This window comes from Malaciobacter halophilus, assembly GCF_002837275.1.
GTDB lineage: Bacteria > Campylobacterota > Campylobacteria > Campylobacterales > Arcobacteraceae > Malaciobacter > Malaciobacter halophilus.
In genome coordinates this window covers 1-19,402 of the sequence record NZ_NXIF01000032.1, presented here as the reverse complement: position 1 = coordinate 19,402, position 19,402 = coordinate 1, and the positions used below count along the sequence as shown (strand labels likewise).

General features: G+C 26.8%; 22 protein-coding genes, 1 tRNA gene, 1 pseudogene and 1 CRISPR repeat array. Of the genes and pseudogenes, 19 read left to right on the top strand and 5 right to left on the bottom strand.

Annotated elements, in window-relative coordinates; all coding sequences use genetic code 11:
• The first annotated feature begins 56 nt into the window (after positions 1 to 56).
• The gene (locus tag CP960_RS08480; RefSeq protein WP_101184985.1) at positions 57 to 644 is read left to right on the top strand and encodes a M48 family metallopeptidase; all 588 of its coding nucleotides are present in this window, start codon (positions 57 to 59) and stop codon (positions 642 to 644) included.
• Here the strand turns inward: CP960_RS08480 and CP960_RS08475 are convergent.
• Positions 628 to 1,044, bottom strand: coding sequence for a hypothetical protein (locus CP960_RS08475; protein ID WP_101184984.1), 417 nt, complete (start codon positions 1,042 to 1,044; stop codon positions 628 to 630). The genes CP960_RS08480 and CP960_RS08475 overlap by 17 nt on opposite strands.
• A gap of 95 nt (positions 1,045 to 1,139) precedes the next feature.
• On the opposite strand from CP960_RS08475, the gene nadB reads away from it, so the two are divergent.
• The 4 genes from nadB to guaA all read left to right on the top strand — a co-directional run bounded on the left by nadB (position 1,140) and on the right by guaA (position 6,031).
• The gene (gene nadB, locus CP960_RS08470) at positions 1,140 to 2,597 is read left to right on the top strand and encodes an L-aspartate oxidase (RefSeq protein ID WP_101184983.1); all 1,458 of its coding nucleotides are present in this window, start codon (positions 1,140 to 1,142) and stop codon (positions 2,595 to 2,597) included.
• A 145-nt stretch (positions 2,598 to 2,742) separates the two neighbouring features.
• Positions 2,743 to 4,125: a sodium:proton antiporter NhaD gene (nhaD, locus tag CP960_RS08465; RefSeq protein ID WP_101184982.1), complete on the top strand. Its 1,383-nt coding sequence runs from the start codon at positions 2,743 to 2,745 to the stop codon at positions 4,123 to 4,125.
• A gap of 72 nt (positions 4,126 to 4,197) precedes the next feature.
• Positions 4,198 to 4,383, top strand: coding sequence for a hypothetical protein (locus tag CP960_RS08460; protein ID WP_101184981.1), 186 nt, complete (start codon positions 4,198 to 4,200; stop codon positions 4,381 to 4,383).
• 112 nt (positions 4,384 to 4,495) lie between these two features.
• Positions 4,496 to 6,031 carry a glutamine-hydrolyzing GMP synthase gene (guaA, locus tag CP960_RS08455; protein WP_101184980.1) on the top strand — a complete coding sequence of 512 codons (1,536 nt, stop codon included), beginning with the start codon at positions 4,496 to 4,498 and terminating at the stop codon, positions 6,029 to 6,031.
• Between the two features lie 140 nt (positions 6,032 to 6,171).
• Here the strand turns inward: guaA and CP960_RS14095 are convergent.
• Positions 6,172 to 6,360 (bottom strand): annotated as a pseudogene (locus CP960_RS14095) (phage integrase N-terminal SAM-like domain-containing protein); the annotation flags it as partial.
• Between the two features lie 447 nt (positions 6,361 to 6,807).
• On the opposite strand from CP960_RS14095, the gene cas13c reads away from it, so the two are divergent.
• The 7 genes from cas13c to CP960_RS08420 all read left to right on the top strand — a co-directional run bounded on the left by cas13c (position 6,808) and on the right by CP960_RS08420 (position 13,860).
• Complete coding sequence (cas13c, locus tag CP960_RS08450; protein WP_101184979.1) at positions 6,808 to 9,327, top strand: type VI-C CRISPR-associated RNA-guided ribonuclease Cas13c; 2,520 nt, start codon at positions 6,808 to 6,810, stop codon at positions 9,325 to 9,327.
• Positions 9,328 to 9,425: 98 nt separating this feature from the next.
• Positions 9,426 to 9,922: direct repeats of the CRISPR family, unit length 36 nt; unit sequence GTTGGACTATACCCTCGTTTGTAGGGGGAATAAAAC.
• Positions 9,923 to 10,167: 245 nt separating this feature from the next.
• Positions 10,168 to 10,440, top strand: coding sequence for a type II toxin-antitoxin system Phd/YefM family antitoxin (locus CP960_RS08445; protein ID WP_101184978.1), 273 nt, complete (start codon positions 10,168 to 10,170; stop codon positions 10,438 to 10,440).
• 6 nt (positions 10,441 to 10,446) lie between these two features.
• Positions 10,447 to 10,794 (top strand): type II toxin-antitoxin system RelE/ParE family toxin, encoded by a 348-nt coding sequence (locus CP960_RS08440; RefSeq protein ID WP_101184977.1) that lies wholly within the window; start codon positions 10,447 to 10,449, stop codon positions 10,792 to 10,794.
• Positions 10,795 to 10,915: 121 nt separating this feature from the next.
• Complete coding sequence (locus CP960_RS08435; RefSeq protein WP_101184976.1) at positions 10,916 to 11,263, top strand: hypothetical protein; 348 nt, start codon at positions 10,916 to 10,918, stop codon at positions 11,261 to 11,263.
• Between the two features lie 177 nt (positions 11,264 to 11,440).
• A complete protein-coding gene (locus CP960_RS08430) occupies positions 11,441 to 11,965 on the top strand; it encodes a DUF7691 family protein (protein WP_101184975.1) in 525 nt (174 codons plus the stop codon).
• A gap of 544 nt (positions 11,966 to 12,509) precedes the next feature.
• Entirely contained in the window at positions 12,510 to 13,403 is an 894-nt protein-coding gene (locus tag CP960_RS08425) for a DMT family transporter (RefSeq protein WP_228152043.1), read from the top strand.
• Positions 13,393 to 13,860, top strand: coding sequence for an HAD family hydrolase (locus CP960_RS08420; protein WP_101184974.1), 468 nt, complete (start codon positions 13,393 to 13,395; stop codon positions 13,858 to 13,860). The genes CP960_RS08425 and CP960_RS08420 overlap by 11 nt, the downstream gene beginning before the upstream one ends.
• 32 nt (positions 13,861 to 13,892) lie before the next feature.
• Here the strand turns inward: CP960_RS08420 and CP960_RS08415 are convergent, their stop codons facing one another.
• Complete coding sequence (locus tag CP960_RS08415; protein WP_101184973.1) at positions 13,893 to 14,111, bottom strand: cold-shock protein; 219 nt, start codon at positions 14,109 to 14,111, stop codon at positions 13,893 to 13,895.
• A gap of 262 nt (positions 14,112 to 14,373) precedes the next feature.
• Between CP960_RS08415 and CP960_RS08410 the strand changes: the two genes are divergently transcribed.
• Positions 14,374 to 14,940, top strand: coding sequence for a pentapeptide repeat-containing protein (locus CP960_RS08410; protein WP_101184972.1), 567 nt, complete (start codon positions 14,374 to 14,376; stop codon positions 14,938 to 14,940).
• Between the two features lie 34 nt (positions 14,941 to 14,974).
• On the opposite strand, the gene CP960_RS08405 is transcribed toward CP960_RS08410, so the two are convergent.
• Positions 14,975 to 15,256: a DUF3144 domain-containing protein gene (locus CP960_RS08405; RefSeq protein WP_101184971.1), complete on the bottom strand. Its 282-nt coding sequence runs from the start codon at positions 15,254 to 15,256 to the stop codon at positions 14,975 to 14,977.
• A 170-nt stretch (positions 15,257 to 15,426) separates the two neighbouring features.
• Here CP960_RS08405 and CP960_RS08400 point away from each other — a divergent pair, with 170 nt between their 5' ends.
• Entirely contained in the window at positions 15,427 to 15,726 is a 300-nt protein-coding gene (locus CP960_RS08400; protein ID WP_101184970.1) for a DUF6172 family protein, read from the top strand.
• Between the two features lie 11 nt (positions 15,727 to 15,737).
• Positions 15,738 to 16,442 carry an alpha/beta fold hydrolase gene (locus CP960_RS08395; protein ID WP_101184969.1) on the top strand — a complete coding sequence of 235 codons (705 nt, stop codon included), beginning with the start codon at positions 15,738 to 15,740 and terminating at the stop codon, positions 16,440 to 16,442.
• Here CP960_RS08395 and CP960_RS08390 read toward each other — a convergent pair.
• Positions 16,439 to 17,101 (bottom strand): lysophospholipid acyltransferase family protein, encoded by a 663-nt coding sequence (locus CP960_RS08390; RefSeq protein ID WP_228152042.1) that lies wholly within the window; start codon positions 17,099 to 17,101, stop codon positions 16,439 to 16,441. The genes CP960_RS08395 and CP960_RS08390 overlap by 4 nt on opposite strands.
• Before the next feature lie 199 nt (positions 17,102 to 17,300).
• Here CP960_RS08390 and CP960_RS08385 point away from each other — a divergent pair, with 199 nt between their 5' ends.
• From CP960_RS08385 to CP960_RS08370, 4 genes are all read left to right on the top strand, one after another.
• Positions 17,301 to 18,155: a universal stress protein gene (locus tag CP960_RS08385; protein ID WP_162919086.1), complete on the top strand. Its 855-nt coding sequence runs from the start codon at positions 17,301 to 17,303 to the stop codon at positions 18,153 to 18,155.
• A 43-nt stretch (positions 18,156 to 18,198) separates the two neighbouring features.
• Positions 18,199 to 18,699 (top strand): hypothetical protein, encoded by a 501-nt coding sequence (locus tag CP960_RS08380; protein WP_101184966.1) that lies wholly within the window; start codon positions 18,199 to 18,201, stop codon positions 18,697 to 18,699.
• 9 nt (positions 18,700 to 18,708) lie between these two features.
• Positions 18,709 to 19,164: a hypothetical protein gene (locus tag CP960_RS08375; protein WP_101184965.1), complete on the top strand. Its 456-nt coding sequence runs from the start codon at positions 18,709 to 18,711 to the stop codon at positions 19,162 to 19,164.
• An 84-nt stretch (positions 19,165 to 19,248) separates the two neighbouring features.
• Positions 19,249 to 19,325 (top strand) — tRNA-Met (locus tag CP960_RS08370).
• Positions 19,326 to 19,402 lie beyond the last annotated feature (77 nt).

Here is a 19,402-nt window from a genome sequence, read left to right as displayed (position 1 = left end):
TATTATACGGGTAATATAATGAAGATATTGTATCTAAAAGTAACTTAAGGAAGCGTTTGGAATTTAAAATTAAAGTAAACAATAAGTTTATTACAGTCAAATTAGAAAAAAAAGCGAAGATAAAACACTGCTATTTACGTATTTTAAGTAGTGAAGTGTTACAAATTAGGGCAAATAGATATTTTACATTAGATGATGCAAAAAAACTTGTGGAACAAAAGTTCTCTTGGATAGAAAAAAATATCAAAAAAATGAGTCAAAATAGATTAAAAGAAGATGAGTTTTATTATCTTGGGGTAAAATATAAAAACTTAGATTGTAGAGATTTAGATAGCTTTTATAAAAAAGAGGCAAAAAGAATAATTCCTATGTTTGTAGATAAATATTCAAAACAGATGAAACTTTATCCAAGTTCAATAAAATATAGAAAAAATAAAAGAACTTGGGGCTCATGTAACTATAAAAATGGCTTAAATTTCAATATATTATTAGTTAAGTTTCCCCTTGAAGTAATTGAGTATATTGTAATACATGAATTATCTCATATAAAACATAAAAATCATTCAAAAAAATTTTGGGATTTAGTAAAACTATATTGTAGTGATTATAAAAAGAGAGAAGAGCTACTTAAGAGCTTTTTATAATCTCTCTAATCTCTTCAAATATTTTATGAAGTTTAGGGTCTTTTAGGCTATTTTTAAAGATTCCATAAGACCGTTCATCATACTTTTCATAAAAAATAATCTCTTCTTGTTTTTTTTCTCTTTTATTTGTTACAAAAAATTTTACATCTTTTATACTGGTCATATGCGCACTACTTAATAGTGAATTTATTAAAGCTTTGTTATACTCAAACTCCATTTTATAAACAGGATGAGTTAATACAAAGTATAAAGTATCGTTTTTAACATAACCAAACTTTATACCTTTTTTTAGTTTCATAGGTAATACATTTATTAGCCTTTGAATTGCTTCATTTGTATTGATTTTCCTGAATTCAGGATTTTGTTTAAGATGATTAAGAATTGTAGAAACTTTTTTCATATTATCATTATAGCAGGTTTTCTATTAGCTTTAAATGGATGTGGCTATAAAGCTAGTCCAGTTTATGTTGATAGTAAAAAAGAAGCTAATAAATAATGAAAATATATGACTATTTGATAATTGGTTCAGGTGTTGCTGGCTTAAATGCTGCAAGATTAATTCCCAAAGATAAAAAAGTATTACTTATTTGTAAAAAATCCCCTTGGGAGTGTAATACTTTTTGGGCTCAAGGCGGAATAGCAACAGCAGTTGATGACAATGATATTCCTCTTCATATTCAAGATACTTTAACAGCAGGTGTTAATCATAATATTAAAAGTGCTGTTGAAATTCTTAGTAAAAACTCATTGAGTGCAATACATGATTTGATTAATGCAGGATTGAAGTTTGACTTAAATTCTAAAGGGCAGTTGGCTTTTACAAAAGAAGCAGCTCACTCTAGAAGTAGAATTTTGCATGCAGATGGAGATGCTACTGGAAGAATGATTCATATGTTTTTAATTGAGCAGTTTAAGCATGAAATGCTTACTGAAGCTGTTGTTTCTGATTTACTTATAGAAGATGGTGTATGTTATGGTGCACAATTTTTTATAAATGAAAAAGAAGAAAAAACAGTATATGCTCACAATACTATCATTGCAAGTGGTGGTGTTGGTTCTTTATATAGATACCATACAAACTCTACAACAATTGCAGGGGAAGTTCAAGGTATATGTATAGAAAAAGGCATAGAGTTAAAAGATATGGAAATGATACAGTTTCACCCAACAGTAGTAAAAGGTACACATTTTGCTAGAAAGCCACTTTTAAGTGAAGCTTTAAGAGGAGAGGGTGCACATATAGTAGATGAAGATGGTAAAAGATTTGTTTTTGATTATCATAAAGATGGTGAATTAGCACCAAGAGATGTTGTTAGTCGTGCTATATTTGATTATGCAAAAAAAAATAAAAAAAGAGTATTCTTATCATTTGAAAACTTTGAGAAAGAGTTTTTTAAAAAAAGGTTTCCTAATATTTATTCAAATTTAAAAGATTTAGGTTTTGAATTACCTTTTGAAAGAGTTCCTATCTCACCTGCATTTCATTATACTATGGGTGGAATTCCTACTAATACAAATGGTGTAGTTGATGGCATGAAGAATCTTTATGCTGTTGGTGAAGCAGCTTGTACTGGAATTCATGGAGCAAATAGGCTTGCTTCAAACTCTTTATTAGAAGGTGTTGTTTTTTCTAAACTTGCTGTTGAACATAGTTTAAAAAATTGCTTCAAAATATCACATGAAAATTATAAAAATAAGATAAAATCATATGTTAGAAATAAGCAAATTGATAAAGATATTAAAAATTCACTAAGAAGGCTTATGTGGAATAATGCTGCAATTGTAAGAAAAACAGCCAACTTACAGTATGCATTAAATGAAGTTGAAAACTTTTTACAACAAGATGTAGGAAGATTATTAAGATTAAGACTTCTTACAGCACAAGCTATTTTAAAAGCAGCAATAAATAGAAAAGAGTCTTTAGGGGCACACTTTTTAGATAAGGACGCTTAAAAGTAACTTTTATTAAATATAGTTTAAGGGTTTTCTTATATACCTTAAAATTTTATTAAATAAGTAGTTATTTTTAAGCCTTTTTACGGCAAAATTTATTTTATAACTATCAAAAAATAGATAGTAAAGAAATCAAGGAGAATTAATGTTAAAGATTATGTTGTCATTTATTCTTTGTTCAGCTTTTGCATTTGGTGCAAGTACAGCTAGTACAACAGAGATTCCTGATTTAACAATGACATGGATTGGATTCGCTTCATTAATAATATTTGTGGTTGGATATTATTTTGTTGCAGCAGAAGAAAAGTATGAGATAGATAAGGCAAAACCAGCTTTATTTATAGGTACTTTTATTTTTATTTTAATTGCTATTTATTATGCAATGAATGGCTTAGATATGAATTTAGTTCATACACAAGCACAACATTTGATTTTAGAAATTGCTGAAATTTTCTTTTTCTTATTTGTTGCGATGACTTATATTGAGTCATTAATTCATATGAATGTATTTGATAGATTAAAATATAACTTAATTTCAAAAGGCTTTACATATAGAAGACTTTTTTGGGCAACAGGATTTATTGCATTTTTCTTATCACCAATAGCAGATAACTTAACAACAGCACTTATTTTATCAACAGTTTTAATCACTATTGAAAAAGAGAGAAGAGATTTCTTAGTTCCTGGTGCTATTAACATTGTAGTTGCAGCCAATGCAGGTGGTGCTTGGTCTCCTTTTGGTGATATTACTACACTTATGGCTTGGACTGCTGGAAAAGGTACATTTGCAGACTTCTTATTTTTATTCCCATCATCAATTATTGGGTATTTAGTAACTGCATTTTTATTATCAAAAGTTGTTCCAAATGAAGTTCCAGTTTTTGATGCTACAAAAGAGAAAAGACCTGAACTTGCTGATGGTGCTAAAGTAGTTATGGGACTTGGAATTTTTACAATTTTCTGTGCAGTAATGTCTCATCAAGTATTACATTTACCTGCAATGTGGGGTATGATGTTTGGTCTTTCTTTACTTAAAGTTTACTCTTATGGTCTTAAAAGAAAGCATGGTAAAGACCACTTTAATATTTTCCATTCGATTGCTAAAATTGAGAATAATACATTAATGTTCTTCTTTGGTATTTTAGCTGCTGTTGGTGGATTATATTTCTTAGGATGGTTAGCGTTAGCTGCTGTAGTTTATGATCCAGCAGTATTAGGACCTACTTTATCAAATATTGGTGTTGGTTTCTTATCAGCTATCGTTGATAATATTCCTGTTATGTCTGCTGTATTGAAAGCTAGTCCTGAAATGGGACTTGACCAATGGATGCTTGTTACTTTAGCAGCAGGTATTGGTGGTTCTATGATTTCTTTTGGTAGTGCAGCAGGTGTTGGTGTAATGGGTAAACTACATGGTATTTATACTTTTGGTTCTCATATGAAATACGCTTGGACTATTGTATTAGGATATTTCGTTTCTATTAGTGTTTGGTATGTTCAATATCAAATATTAGGAATTGGACACTAATAAAATTTATTTTATTAAAATAAAAGCTACTAAGTTTTACTTAGTAGCTTTTTTTATATATAAAGGATTGTTATGTTTTCATGGATATTTAAGAAAAAAAACAAAAAAATAAAAAGAGCAAATACCTTTGTATGTAAACACTGTAAACACACTTGTGAAGGGTGTGATGAAAGATTTTGTTACTCTTGTTACTCAAACAAAGGTAATCCATGTCCCAAATGCGGAAAAACAAATTTTCAAGAAAAAGAAAATTCTTAATCTTCAAATTATTTAACTAAAAATTTACTACTTTTTAGATATTATATATGATTAAATTTTAAAAGTAATATTAATCACTTCCAGTGTTAAAATCAATTAAGGAAAATAATATATGAAACATGTACCAATTGTTGTATTAGATTTTGGTAGTCAATATACACAGATAATTGCTAGAAAATTAAGAGAGTCAGGTGTATATAGTGAAATCGTTCCATTTAGTGAGAGTATTGAAGATATTAAAGCTAGAACTCCAAAGGGGATTATTTTAAGTGGTGGTCCAGCTTCAGTTTATGCAAAAGATGCATATCATCCAGATGAAGAGATTTTTAATCTTGGTCTTCCTATTTTAGGTATTTGTTATGGGATGCAATTAATTTCTCAACATTTTGGAGGAAGTGTAATCCCAGCAGACCATCATGAATATGGAAAAGCACAATTAAAATTTGAGAAAGAAAGTGATATTTTTAAAGATACAACTGATGGTCAAACTGTATGGATGTCTCATGGAGATAGAGTAGAAAAAATTCCAGAAGGATTTGAAAAAATCGCAACTAGTGAAAATTCACCATATGCAGCCATTGCTGATATGAATAGACTTGTTTATGCATTTCAATTTCACCCTGAAGTTTATCACTCAAAAGAGGGTGCAAAATTACTTAAAAACTTTGCAAAACATATTTGTGGTTGTGAATCAACTTGGAATATGGGTTCATTTGCAAAAGAGCAAATAAAAAAGATTCAAGATAAAGTTGGAAATAAAAAAGTATTATGTGGTGTAAGTGGAGGAGTTGATTCTTCTGTTGTTGCTACACTTTTAGCTGAAGCTATTGGTGAACAATTGGTTCCTGTATTTGTTGACCATGGTCTTTTAAGAGCAAATGAGAGAGAACAAGTTGAAGCAATGTTTAAAACAAGAGGAATTGATTTAATTACTGTTGATGCTACTGATATATTTTTAGATAAGTTAAAAGGGGTATCTGACCCTGAAACAAAAAGAAAAATTATTGGTGAAACTTTTATTGAAGTATTTGATGAAGAAGCAAAAAAACATGATGGAATAGAGTTTTTAGCTCAAGGTACACTTTATACAGATGTAATTGAATCAGTATCAGTTAAAGGACCATCAAAAACAATCAAATCTCACCATAATGTTGGTGGATTACCAGATTGGATGACTTTTGAGCTTATTGAACCTTTAAGAGAGATTTTTAAAGATGAAGTAAGAGAGTTAGGATTAGAGCTTGGACTTCCAAAAGATATGATTGGAAGACATCCATTTCCTGGTCCTGGACTTGCTATTAGAATCATGGGTGATGTGAATAAACCAGATTTAGAACTTTTAAGAAAAGCAGATACTATTATGCTTGATGTACTTCATGCTACTGGGTATTATGAAACTACATGGCAAGCATTTACAGTTTTATTAAATGTAAAATCAGTAGGTGTTATGGGTGATAATAGAACTTATGATAATACTGTTTGTGTAAGAATAGTAGAAGCAACAGATGGAATGACAGCGACATTTGCACATATTCCACATGATATCTTAGAAACAATAAGTAGAAGAATCATCAACGAAGTTGATGGAATCAACAGAGTTGTTTATGATATTTCAAGTAAACCACCTGCAACTATTGAGTGGGAATAAAAGCGAATAGCTTTTATTCATCTTGTACTAGATTTAGATTTGAGGTACCTTTAGTACATCTTCATCTAAATCTAGTGCAATCTAAACAAAATCTATCGCTTTATTTGAAAATAAAGCCGATACTGCGTCAGGTAATAAAATCAGCTCAATCGTTGATTTTCTTCTCTTCCGTCTTCACCTATAGTTAAAACTATAGAAATATACTTTATCTCTTTTGTTCTTAAGGCTTGAATATTTTCATCTTTTAGTGATATATTTAAAACTTGTTCATATAAAAATAACAGTGCATTAAATGCTTGGTTCTGCGTAGTAGGAGATACGTTTTGATTTTTTGCTAAATTAAGTTAAATACTCTTCTATCTCTTCTTTTCCCATAGTATTAGGATGTCGTTTATTATGAAATAAAATATATTTTTTTGCTAGTAAATATAAATATTTTCTGTTTTAATACTATAATGTTTTACTCTTATTTTGTCCCTCATTATATCAAGTAATTTTTTACCCATTTGTATCTCCTAAAATGTAGTATTATTATGTTTTTTTTCAATTAACATACATAATGTATTGTTATTACAGTTATCTAGACAAAAAGTATATATTTAAATTATAATTAAGAATAAAAAATCAATTCAAAAATATTACATTGTGTAATAATTTTTCATTAAATACCTATTTTAAAGATGTTTTATGTGAATGTCTAGTTATTTAGATAATTAAGTAATAAATATATATAATGTATTGTTATTAAATAGTTATATAGAAAAAGGAAATGTTAATTGAATAGTATAGAAAAAATCAAAAAACCCTCAAATAGAAACTCAATTCCTAGTATCATCATAAGTGATTATGATGAAAACAAAATCAAAGAGATAAAAGTAAAATACCTCAAATTAGCACGACTTGATAAGATAACTATTCAAGATATGGAGATAAGGGATAATATTGTAGAGTTTAAAAAAATACTTTTAAATGGTATAGAACATACTATCAAAGATAATCAAAAAATAGAGTTTGACAATTATGAGATAACTGCTTATGTAAGAGCCTCAAAACAAAGGCGAGATGGAAAAATTACACAAGCAAAATATGTGGTAACTATTACGGATAAATATCTAAGAGATAATGAGAAAGAAAAAAGATTTAAAAGTACAGAGAGAGAACTTCCAAATGATACACTTTTAATGAGATATAAACAAATATCGGGATTTGATACTCTTACCTCAAAAGATATATATAAAATAAAACGCTACATCGATTTCAAAAATGAGATGTTGTTTTATTTTCAGTTTATAGAAGAATTTTTTAGCCCTCTTTTACCAAAAGGAACAAACTTTTATAGTTTAAATATCGAACAAAATAAAGATAAAGTAGTTAAATATATTGTTTATCGCCTCAATGATGATTTTAAAAATCAAAGTTTAAATCAGTTTATTAAAAAAACTGATACGATAAAGTATGATTTTTTAAAGATTCAAAAAATATTAAGTGATTTTCGCCATGCTTTGGCACATTTTGATTTTGATTTTATCCAAAAGTTTTTTGATGATGAACTTGATAAAAATAGATTTGATATAAGTACTATTTCTCTTATAAAAACTATGCTTCAAGAAAAAGAGGAGAAATACTATCAAGAAAAAAACAACTATATAGAAGATAGTGACACTCTTACTCTTTTTGATGAAAAAGAGAGTAATTTTTCTAAGATTCATAATTTTTATATAAAAATATCTCAAAAGAAACCAGCTTTTAATAAACTTATAAATAGTTTTTTATCAAAAGATGGAGTGCCAAATGAAGAGTTAAAAAGCTATTTAGCTACTAAAAAAATTGATTTTTTTGAAGATATACACTCAAACAAAGAGTATAAGAAAATCTATATCAAACATAAAAATCTAGTGGTAGAAAAACAAAAAGAGGAATCGCAAGAGAAACCAAATGGACAAAAACTTAAAAACTATAATGATGAGCTCCAAAAACTAAAAGATGAGATGAATAAGATTACCAAACAAAACTCTCTTAATAGACTTGAAGTAAAATTGCGACTTGCTTTTGGATTTATAGCAAATGAGTATAACTATAATTTTAAAAACTTTAATGATAAATTTACACTTGATGTAAAAAAAGAACAGAAGATAAAAGTATTTAAAAATAGTTCGAATGAGAAGTTAAAAGAGTATTTTGAATCTACTTTTATTGAAAAAAGATTTTTCCACTTTTGTGTAAAGTTTTTCAATAAAAAAACTAAAAAAGAGGAAACAAAACAAAAAAATATTTTCAATTTAATAGAAAATGAAACTTTAGAAGAACTTGTAAAAGAGAGTCCTCTTTTACAAATTATCACTCTCTTATATCTTTTTATTCCAAAAGAGCTCCAAGGTGAGTTTGTTGGGTTTATTTTAAAAATATATCATCATACTAAAAATATCACAAACGATACAAAAGAGGATGAGAAAAGCATAGAAGATACACAAAACTCTTTTTCTTTGAAGCTAAAAATATTAGCCAAAAACTTAAGAGGTTTACAACTTTTTAACTACAGCTTAAGTCATAATACACTTTACAATACTAAAGAGCACTTCTTTTATGAGAAAGGAAATCGTTGGCAAAGTGTTTATAAAAGTCTTGAAATCTCCCACAACCAAGATGAGTTTGATATACATTTGGTAATACCTGTTATTAAGTATTATATAAATTTAAATAAACTTATAGGGGATTTTGAAATATATGCTCTCTTAACATATGCAGATAAAAATAGTATCACTGAGAAGTTATCAGATATAACAAAAAGAGATGATTTGAAATTTAGAGGGTATTATAATTTTTCAACACTTTTATTTAAAACTTTTATGATTAATACAAACTACGAACAAAATCAAAAATCTACACAATACATCAAACAAACTAGAAATGATATTGCCCATCAAAATATTGAAAATATGTTAAAAGCTTTTGAAAATAATGAGATATTTGCACAAAGAGAAGAGATAGTAAACTATCTTCAAAAAGAGCATAAAATGCAAGAGATTCTTCACTACAATCCTATCAATGATTTTACTATGAAAACAGTACAATATCTAAAGTCTTTAAATATACATAGTCAAAAAGAAAGTAAAATAGCTGACATACACAAAAAAGAGAGCTTAGTTCCAAATGATTATTATCTTATTTATAAACTCAAAGTGATAGAGCTTTTAAAACAAAAAGTTATCGAAGCTATAGGGGAAACAAAAGATGAGGAAAAAATAAAAAATGCAATAGCAAAAGAAGAACAAATAAAAAAGGGTTATAATAAGTAAAAAATGGACTAAAAATACTCAATATAATAGATATTTTCCTGTTTTTTATGCGGTAAAACATTTAAGAAGCTCTTTGGTTAGCCTTTTGTAAAATATCGGTTGGACTATACCCTCGTTTGTAGGGGGAATAAAACTGATATATTTCTGTTTTAGATGGTTGAGTTGTTGGACTATACCCTCGTTTGTAGGGGGAATAAAACAAAGTTGATTCTCTTGAATGTTCATAATTAGTTGGACTATACCCTCGTTTGTAGGGGGAATAAAACAAAGTTGATTCTCTTGAATGTTCATAATTAGTTGGACTATACCCTCGTTTGTAGGGGGAATAAAACATATAATCTATCAGTTACTTTTGTTACATTGTTGGACTATACCCTCGTTTGTAGGGGAATAAAACAAAGAATAACTTATTAAAAGTATTATAACTGTTGGACTATACCCTCGTTTGTAGGGGGAATAAAACAGAACTTTTGATGGAACAGCTAGTAAAGTGGTTGGACTATACCCTCGTTTGTAGGGGGAATAAAACTTTATTGAAGGCATCCCTAAAAGGTCGCTTGTTGGACTATACCCTCGTTTGTAGGGGGAAAAAGTAGAAAAGTAGAAAAGTAGGGTCAGGTGATAACGATAACTTAATAGTAGAATAGAAATGATTTTATAATTGGAGATATAATTGGAGAGTAGGGTCAGGCGATAACGATAACTTAATAACAGAATAGTAAAAAATTTATAATAGTATTATAAAATATATTAAAATAATTATTAACAAAAAACATTTAATACTAAATTAAATTCAAATATAGTACTGTGTTAAAACGATATCTTAAAAAGGTTGCACCTATGCATTTAAGTCAAGATATAAAACCAATTAGCTATTTAAAATCGAAGACAGCTGATGTAATAAACAATGTAAATGAAAATCAACGATCAGTTATTATCACACAAAATGGTGAGGCAAAAGCAGTTATTCAAGATATTAAGAGCTACGAAAATATGCAAAATTCATTAAATTTGTTAAAGTTAATTGTTCAAAGTGAAAATGATATTGAAAATAATCATATTATCCGTCAAGAAGATATGTTTAATAATTTAGAAAAAAAACTCTTTGGATAATTTTCAATGAAAAGCTTTGAAGTCATCTGGACAAAAAGTGCTGAATTTGATTTGGAATCAATTATTGAATATATTAAAACAGATAGTATAGAAACAGCAAAAAAAATATTTTTTGCTATAAAAGAAGAGTGTAATAATTTATATTACTTTCCCCAGAGAAAGAGAATTGTACCAGAACTTCAGCAAATTGGAATTTTAAAGTATAGAGAAGTTATCTATCAAAGATGGAGAGTAATATATAAAATTGAAAATGAAAAAGCATATATTTTATTAATGGTAGATTCAAGTAGAAATTTAGAAGATATTTTATTTCAACGATTAATTAAAACTGATAACAAACCTAGCACCGGATAGGATATTTATTAATAATAAAATACTCTTACTATGATTATTTTAGAATAGGTGGGGTAGGTTTAGGGTTATTGTTATCACTGCCCCTTTAGAGAATTTGGTAATAAGGGAGGAAATCATACAGATGCAGAAGCTTTGTAAATATCGATTTTATTGGTATGAATTGGATCAAGCTCTTAAAGTTGGAGAAGTTACTGCTCTTAGTTGTATTCAAGATAGCAATCCTTTAGAAATACACAGTGGATTTATTTCAGGTATCCCTATTGTAAATGTTAATTGTAAAATATTGTCTATTTATCATCCAGAATTAGGGTATTTAGAAGATATTGATACTACTGGTTTAGAGTATTGTCTGACGCTCACTGATGGCAGAAAATTTAAAGTGGAAGCAGAAGAAGAGCCAGGTAAAGTTTATTCTTTTCCTATTCAACCAAAAGCTTGGGATTTCCAAGTTTTGCTCGAGATTCTCTAACAAACTAAAAGTAGAGTCAGATAAAAGTTATTTGCTTATAGATACTTTTGAATTTTAAGTATTCTAAGTCTAGTAAATGATATTTTTAAATCCCCCAAATATAGCTCATACAAAAACTAATTTTAATTAAAAAATTATATAATAGAATAAATAATTAAATTAATTTTAGGATATTAAATGAGTAGTGAAGTTATTGCGTATGCAGTAGATAGAAAAAAGATTAAAGAGATATATGGTTGTAAAGATAAAGATTTTATTAGTGATTTTATGAGTGAATTCTCTGATGAGATTGAAGAGTTAGCTGAAGACTTTGATGTAAATCTTAGCGATTTTGAAAGTAGGTTAGATTTAATAGTAAATGCAAAGCCTTATGGTGAAGATGATAATGTTTGGATTTACAACTCTTTATATGAGATGTTTTGTCAAAAATATGGAGAGTTGATTGAGCATGAAGAGTTTATGTGTTATTTAGAAGATGCTATTGATGATACTCCAAGAACAGCTTTTTTACAAATTCCAGCAGATAAAGATTTTGAAGGTGCGGATTATTATAGTATTGCTTATGAAGATTTAGATACTTTTAAAAAGATATTTTTAACTAAGCCATCTTATGCACATGAAGATTATTATATAGATGAAGTTAACACTATTTTTGATTTTGCAAAAGAAAATAAGAGAGATTTAGTATTTTTTGCATATTAACTCTATACGCTTTTTTATTGGTATTAAGAAATACATAAGGTTATAATCTTACAATTCTTAATACTAGTTTAAAGGTATTTCTATGCAGATAAATTCAAATGGATTTAATAACTCTTTTAAAGATATTTCCATATTAAACAAATCTCAAGAAATAGATAATAAAACTATATTTAAAATAATTAGATGAAGAAGATAAAAGAACACATGCATATACAGTATATGCACAAACAACTAATACTTCAACCCACTTAGCATATGATGATAAAAATTTTGAAAATGAATTTGTTTTAAATATTAAAAATAAAGATAATTCAAAACTGATGACTCAACTAGAAGAAGCTTTAAATCTTCAAGAATCTTCTTTGATATATAAAAACTCTGATTATAATTCAATCGTAAGTATTCTTGCATAATTCAAACTTTAGTTATAAAAATATTATAAGCAAATAACTAATAATAGCAGTTCTTAAATCTTTTTGCTACTTCTTTTTAAAACTTTATTTTCAAAAACTTTGACTACAATTGCAAATAATAAAGGATTTTAATGTCAGAAAAATTTAAATCAATGGATAAAGGTGTACTTTTTATGCTTTTAAGTGCTTTAATTTCAGCACTTAATGGAGCAGTTGCAAAACTTTTATCCGAAACTATGGACCCCATTGAAGTAGTTTTTTATAGAAATTTATTGGGAGTTTTAATTATCTTATATAGTATAAAAAAATTTAAAGTTAAAATTGATACTTCTAAATTACATCTACTATTTTTAAGGGGTATTTTTGGAAGTTTAGCAATGCTTCTATTTTTTTATACAATTGCAACTATTCCTTTAGGAGAAGCAGTAGTTTTAAATAAAACTTCACCTTTTTTTGTAACAATTCTTGCATATTATTTGATGAAAGAGAGTATTTCTACAACAACTTTTTTTGCTTTAATTGTTGGTTTTTTAGGAATTATTTTTATAATGAAACCTTTTGGTATTGAGGTTTCTTATGAACATATTTTAGGTGTACTAGGTGGTTTTTTTGCAGCAGCAGCTTATGCAACAATAAGAAAAATCAAAAATATTTATGATGCAAGAGTAATAATGCTTTCTTTTATGGGAATTGGTATGATAATTCCTTTTGGATTATTTTTATTTACACCTTTTGTGCAGTTTCATCTTTATTCAAATCCAACAATTTGGTTTTTGATTATTTTTATGGCAATAATCTCAACAGCTTCACAATGGTTTTTAACTCGTGCATATAGTTTAAGTAAAGCAAGTATTGTAGGTGTAGTTAGTTACTCAAATATTCCATTTGCCGTTGGATTTGGTGTATTACTTGGTGATTCCTTACCTGATTTGTATACTCTTTTAGGTATTATTCTTATTATAATAGGTGGTATTTTAGTTAGTAAAAGTAACAAAGATAATAAAAAGGTAGAAAATGATAATTGAAATTCCTAATAGTGAAACTATTGAGCTAAAAAATATTGTATTTGATTATAATGGTACTATTGCAATTGATGGAGAATTGATTGAAGGAGTACAAACTTATATAGATGAACTATCATCTATTTTTGATTTTTATGTAATTACTGCTGATACTTATGGAAGTGTAGAACAGCAACTTCAAAATACAAAATGTAAAGTTATAAAAATAGAAAAAGATTTTCAAGATATAAAAAAATTAGATTTTATAAAAAAAATAGGTAGTGCAAATACTTTAAGTGTAGGAAATGGCCGTAATGATAGACTGATGTTAAAAGAGTCTATTTTAGGTATTGGTATATTACAAGATGAGGGGATTTGTACTGAAACATTGATGAATTCAGATATTTTAGTAAAGTCAATATTTGATGTTTTTGAGTTTTTAAAGAATAAAAACAGATTAGTCGCTACTCTTAGAAACTAATATAAAGTAGCAAAAGCTACTTTATTTAGTTATTATAATGCAGTAACGTTTTCTGCTTGAAGACCTTTGTCAGTTTGACCTATTTCAAAAGTCACTTCTTGACCTTCGTTTAATGTTACTCTTCCATAACCTTCATTATTAATTTGTCTATAGTGTACAAATACATCTTTACCACCGTCTTTTTGTTCGATAAAACCGAAACCTTTTTCACTATTGAACCATTTTACAGTTCCGTTTACTAATGTTGCCATTGTAATTCCTTCTTTGTTAAATTGTGCCAAAATGGCTAAAAAAAATATAATATGAGACTCTCTTAGGATGATTGTACTGTATAACAAGAAGTTATCAATAAAAAGCAGACTAAAGATGTAACTCGAACCATCTTTTTTTTAAAACATATTATACAGAAATTTTTTATTTTTATTCTTAAAATAAGCTTAGATTTTAGAAAGAATTGAAATTTAGCCTAATTTAATGCTATGATGATAGAATTCAAACAAAAAAGTTACGAAAATGTTTAAAACAGATGATTATTGGGAAGAAGAGTTTATTAATCTTAAATCAAAGGATTTGTATAAAATCTATTTTGATAATTGTACTTTCAAAAATTGTGACTTTTCTAAATCAATTATACATACTTGTAAATTTACAGAGTGTACTTTTATTGGTTGTGATTTGTCTTTGAGTATTTTAAAGTCTTCTACATTTAATGATGTTAAATTTGAGAACTCAAAACTAATAGGAGTTTCTTGGAGTTCTTGTGAAGAACCTTTTAATATAAATTTTTATTCTTGTAATATATCACAAAACTCATTTCATATGTTAGATTTAAGATGTATGAGGTTTGAGAATTCTATTATTAAAGATAGTGGTTTTGAAGAGTGCAATTTACAACAAGCTATTTTTGACAATTGTGATTTAGAACTTACAACTTTTATTAAAAATAATCTAAAAAAAGCAGATTTTGAAACCTCAAAAAATTATCTTATTAATCCCAATTTAAATGATATACAAGATGCTATATTTTCTCTTCCTGAAGCATTGAGTTTTTTAAGTTTGTTACCCATAAAAATCAAATAAAATATCTACAAATACCCCAACTAAGGGATATTGTTTACTGTTTATTTGTAAAATCAAATGATTCTATATGTTGGTCTATGTGTTGAGATAGTAGATTTTTATACTCTTTTGCAAAGTATTCAATAATCTCTTCTTTAGCATCTTTCATATCTTGTGCTGATTCAAAATCCGTTGCTGCAACCCAAGCATTGAATCTTGCTAATCCATACATAAAAGAAGCACTAGCTTCTCCTGGAGTTATCATCTTTTCACTCATTTGATTATTTGCTAAGATTATGTGTTCATCAGCTCTTTGTACAAATGCTTCTTTATTCATAAAATTTCCTTAATTATTATATAGTTTTATTTGCTAACTTTACAATATTTAGTTTAATTATTTGATTAATTTGCATTTTATATTAAAAGTAGGGTAGTAAATCCTTATAATTTAGATAAAATATAATATATTAATTTTAGAAATTAATAAATTAAAATAAAAGAGAATTAGTGAAAAAAGTATTTAAATTAGAAGATGGAAAAAGACATCCTGATAGAATTATTGAAGCAATTAAGCATGAAGTTAGAAAATATATTAAAAGAGAGAAAAGAAAAGTTTTACCTCAAGGAGTTGATTTTTGGAAGTTTGAGTGCAAAAGTTCTATAAATGATGAAGAGCCTAAATCAATTGAATTTTTAGATATTACTAAAGTTATAGATGAAGCAGCTATTAATAAAGCTCAAACATTATATTTAGAAATAGTTGCAACAAATGGATATAAACAAAAAGAAGAAGATTTAGAAGATTAAGTAAGATATTAATGAAAGAGAAAATTTTTTTATTACCTGGTCTAATGACAGATGAAAGATTATGGCAAAGAGTCAAACCTTTATTAAAAGAGTATAAACTTATTCATATTCCTATTCCTAAAACTACTGATTTTGATAAGACAAATGAAGTATTAAAAAAACTCTTTAAAGATGAACAAAAAGTAAATCTCTTAGGCTTTTCTCTTGGTGGATATATTGCAACTTATTTTGCAGTTAATAATCAAGATTTAATTGGACGACTTTTTATAGTTGCAGGAACACCAAGTGATACAAGTGAATTAGAGATAAAAAGAAGAAAACAAAAACTTTTACAAATACAGAAAAAAGGTTTTTTTACTCTATCTTATGAAAAAGCTTCTACTTTAGTACAAGAACAAAATAAAGAAGATAAACAGTTAATTAGTTTAATAGTTGATATGTTTACAACTCTTGGAAAAGATGAGTTTATTTCACAATTAAAAAGTACCTTTTTTAGAAAAGATTTACATAATGAGATAAAAGATTTAAATTTTCCTCTTTATTACTTTTTTAGTACAAATGATAGACTTTTAAATTATAACTCAGTAGAAAAATTAAAAAAAATGGATTCAAAATATTTAAAAATCATTTTTACTGAAGGAACAAGTCACAATATTCCTTTAGAACACTCTTTGAAGTTGGCAAAATATATTAAAGAGTGGATGAAAACAGTTTAATCTAAATTAAACTGTTTTTTATAATTTTCTTCAAGAGGTGTTTTATCTTTATAGCTAATAATATCTCCTATACAAATATTAATAGTTAAATCTTTTGTTCTTTTCTCAATTGCCTCTTTTAAAATATCATTTGCATTTGTTTTTATATACACAGGTAAAATATCTAGTCTATTTTTTAATGCAATAATTCTTGAACCTTCTTTAAAACTACTTATTGGTGTATTTTGTTTATTTCTTGTTCCTTCTGGAAATATATAAATAGAGTGTTTTTGACTAACAACCTCTTTTGCTTTTTTAAAAAAAACCGACATATTTGAAGACTCTCTATCAAGTAAAATTGTTCCTGCATTTCTTGTAAAAGTTCCAAAAAAAGATGAATTATATAACTCTTTTTTTGCAACCCAATATCCATTTATATTACTATTTTCTAAAGCAATTTCAATAATCAAAGGGTCTATAATACTTCTATGATTTGAAATTAGTAAGTATTGACCTTGTGTTGGAATGCACTCTTTATTTTCTACATTTATTTTTATATTCAATTTTGAAAGTAACTCTTTTGAGTACTGAAGTCTTAAGTTCATTTGTTCTTGTGATGATTTTGCTTTTTTTAATTTAATACCGTATCTATTTGTAAGATACATTGCATAAATAGCCATTTTTATCTTTTTTAAGTTCAAAATGATTTTTATTTTCCTTTGCAAAATTTTTTATCATTAAAACACAATATCACTTTTAATCTTATTATATACAAATTGTAATTTTAATTATTTCATCATTATGTACAATATAAAATGGTTAAAAATCTATTTACACTAAAATGGTATAATTAAACTACAAATTTTAATGGAGGATGAAATGAGTAAATCAAAAAATGTAGTAGTTGCTATTGATACTTCTATCATGGCAAATGAAGTTTTAAAAAGGGCTTTTAGTTTAGCAAGTAAAGATACTACATTGCATATTGTTCATTGTATTGATATTCCGTGGATAAATAAATTAAAAGGTAAAAAAGAGATTGTTTCACAAACAAAAAAGAAGATTAAAAAAAGTTTAAAAACAATAAATAAAGAGAATAAAACTTTTAAAATTATTGTAAAAAGTGGTTCTGTATCAACAGTTGTTGTAAATGAAGCAAAAAAACTAGATGCCAAACTTATAGTTATAGGGGCATACTCTGAAGAGAATTTAAAATCAAAAATTCTAGGTTCAAATGCACATAATATTGCTCAAAAAAGCAATCTGCCTGTTTTGATTGTAAAAAATATGTTTGTAGAAAAGTATGAAAATGCTATTGCTTTTACTGATTTGTCAAAAGTATCTAAAAAAAGTATTAAGTTTGCACAAAAGTTTTTTGATAATTTAGATATAAAATTAGTGCATGCTTCAAAAAAATTAAGTGAGTTTGTACTTGATTATTATCAAATAAATGAAGAGTCAAATGCACTTATAAAAAAAGCAAAAGAGGAAAAAGAAGAGAAAATTGATAAATTTAAAAAAGAGCTTTGTTTTTCAGATATTGAAGTTTTAGAAGAGGCTGGCTCTTTTAATGAAGCTTTACTAGATTATGCAAATAAAGAGGACAAAGATTTAGTTATTCTTGGTTCAACAGGAGTGAGAACTACAAGTTCAATGATTTTTGGGTCAAAAAGTTCATTTTTAATGAAGTCTGTTTCATCAGATGTTTTAGTATATGTACCTTCAAAAAAGTAAAGTACTAAGCAAAAATCAACATAATATAGACTAAAATTTGTCTATGAAAAAAAAAGAGCTAATAAATAAAAAATTTGATAAACAAAACTTGATACTTACTATTGCAAAGTATCAAATCTACTACCAGATGGCATTGGGGCTTTTAGTTAAACAAACTTGTTTTGATAAAGATGAGATGACTAAAAAGCTAGAAGAGTTAAAGCTTGATATTGATGTTGAAAATGTCTTAAATGTTATGATAAAACTTATTGATTCATTTTGTGATGAAAAAGATTTTGAAGAGATATTTGATGACAATATTAAGCTAAACTCTCTTTTACATGCATTAAAAGATTTCACAGAACAAAATAGTGATTTAACAAATAAAGAAAAAGTTTATAATTCTTATAAAGAAAAAATCATGAAAGATGAGTTTTTTGATGTAAAGATGCAACTACATTTTGATGATGAGCTTGAAGATAGAGCAGCTTATTGGAAAGATTTAATTACAGATAATATAGCAAATGAGGTTAAACAATCAGCTCTAAAAATAATTGAACAATAAAGGAAAGTTATGAAATCACTAATTTTAAGTATGTTAATTGTTTTTTCTTTAAATGCAGGATTAAATGACGATAATCAAGAAGAATTAAAAGAAAAATTAAAAGCCATGCCAGTAGAAAAATTTGCTAGAATATTAGCAAATAAAACTGCAAGTGCTGTTCCAATTAAGATTGATGCAATAACAACAGTTACTAAAGTTATAGCTTTAGATAATAGTATAAGTTACTTTAAAAGTATTGATTTAAATCATGAAATCATGAAAGGTAAATGGGAAAATAAATCAGAATATTTTAAAACTGTTATGTTTGACCAAGATTCAAAAATGGTTTGTAGAGTGGACTTTTTAAATCATATGATTATAAATAAAGGTTTAGTTTTAAAATATTACTATACAGATAGAGATTATAGACCTTTATTTAATTATAGTGTAAATAAAAATGATTGCTTAAAATTAGAAGAAGAGTAATAAAGAATTTTCAAATTCTTTTTTTTTACTCTTATATTTTTGTTCTATTTAAGTTTATGTGGCTACAATCTGTTCCTTGTTTGACGCGGAATAGAGCAGTCAGGTAGCTCGTCGGGCTCATAACCCGAAGGTCACAAGTTCAAATCTTGTTTCCGCAACCAATTAAAATACTTCATTAATATTTCAAATCGAACATAACGAAATGAAATAAATCAAATCGTTTGTTTCTTAAAATTTA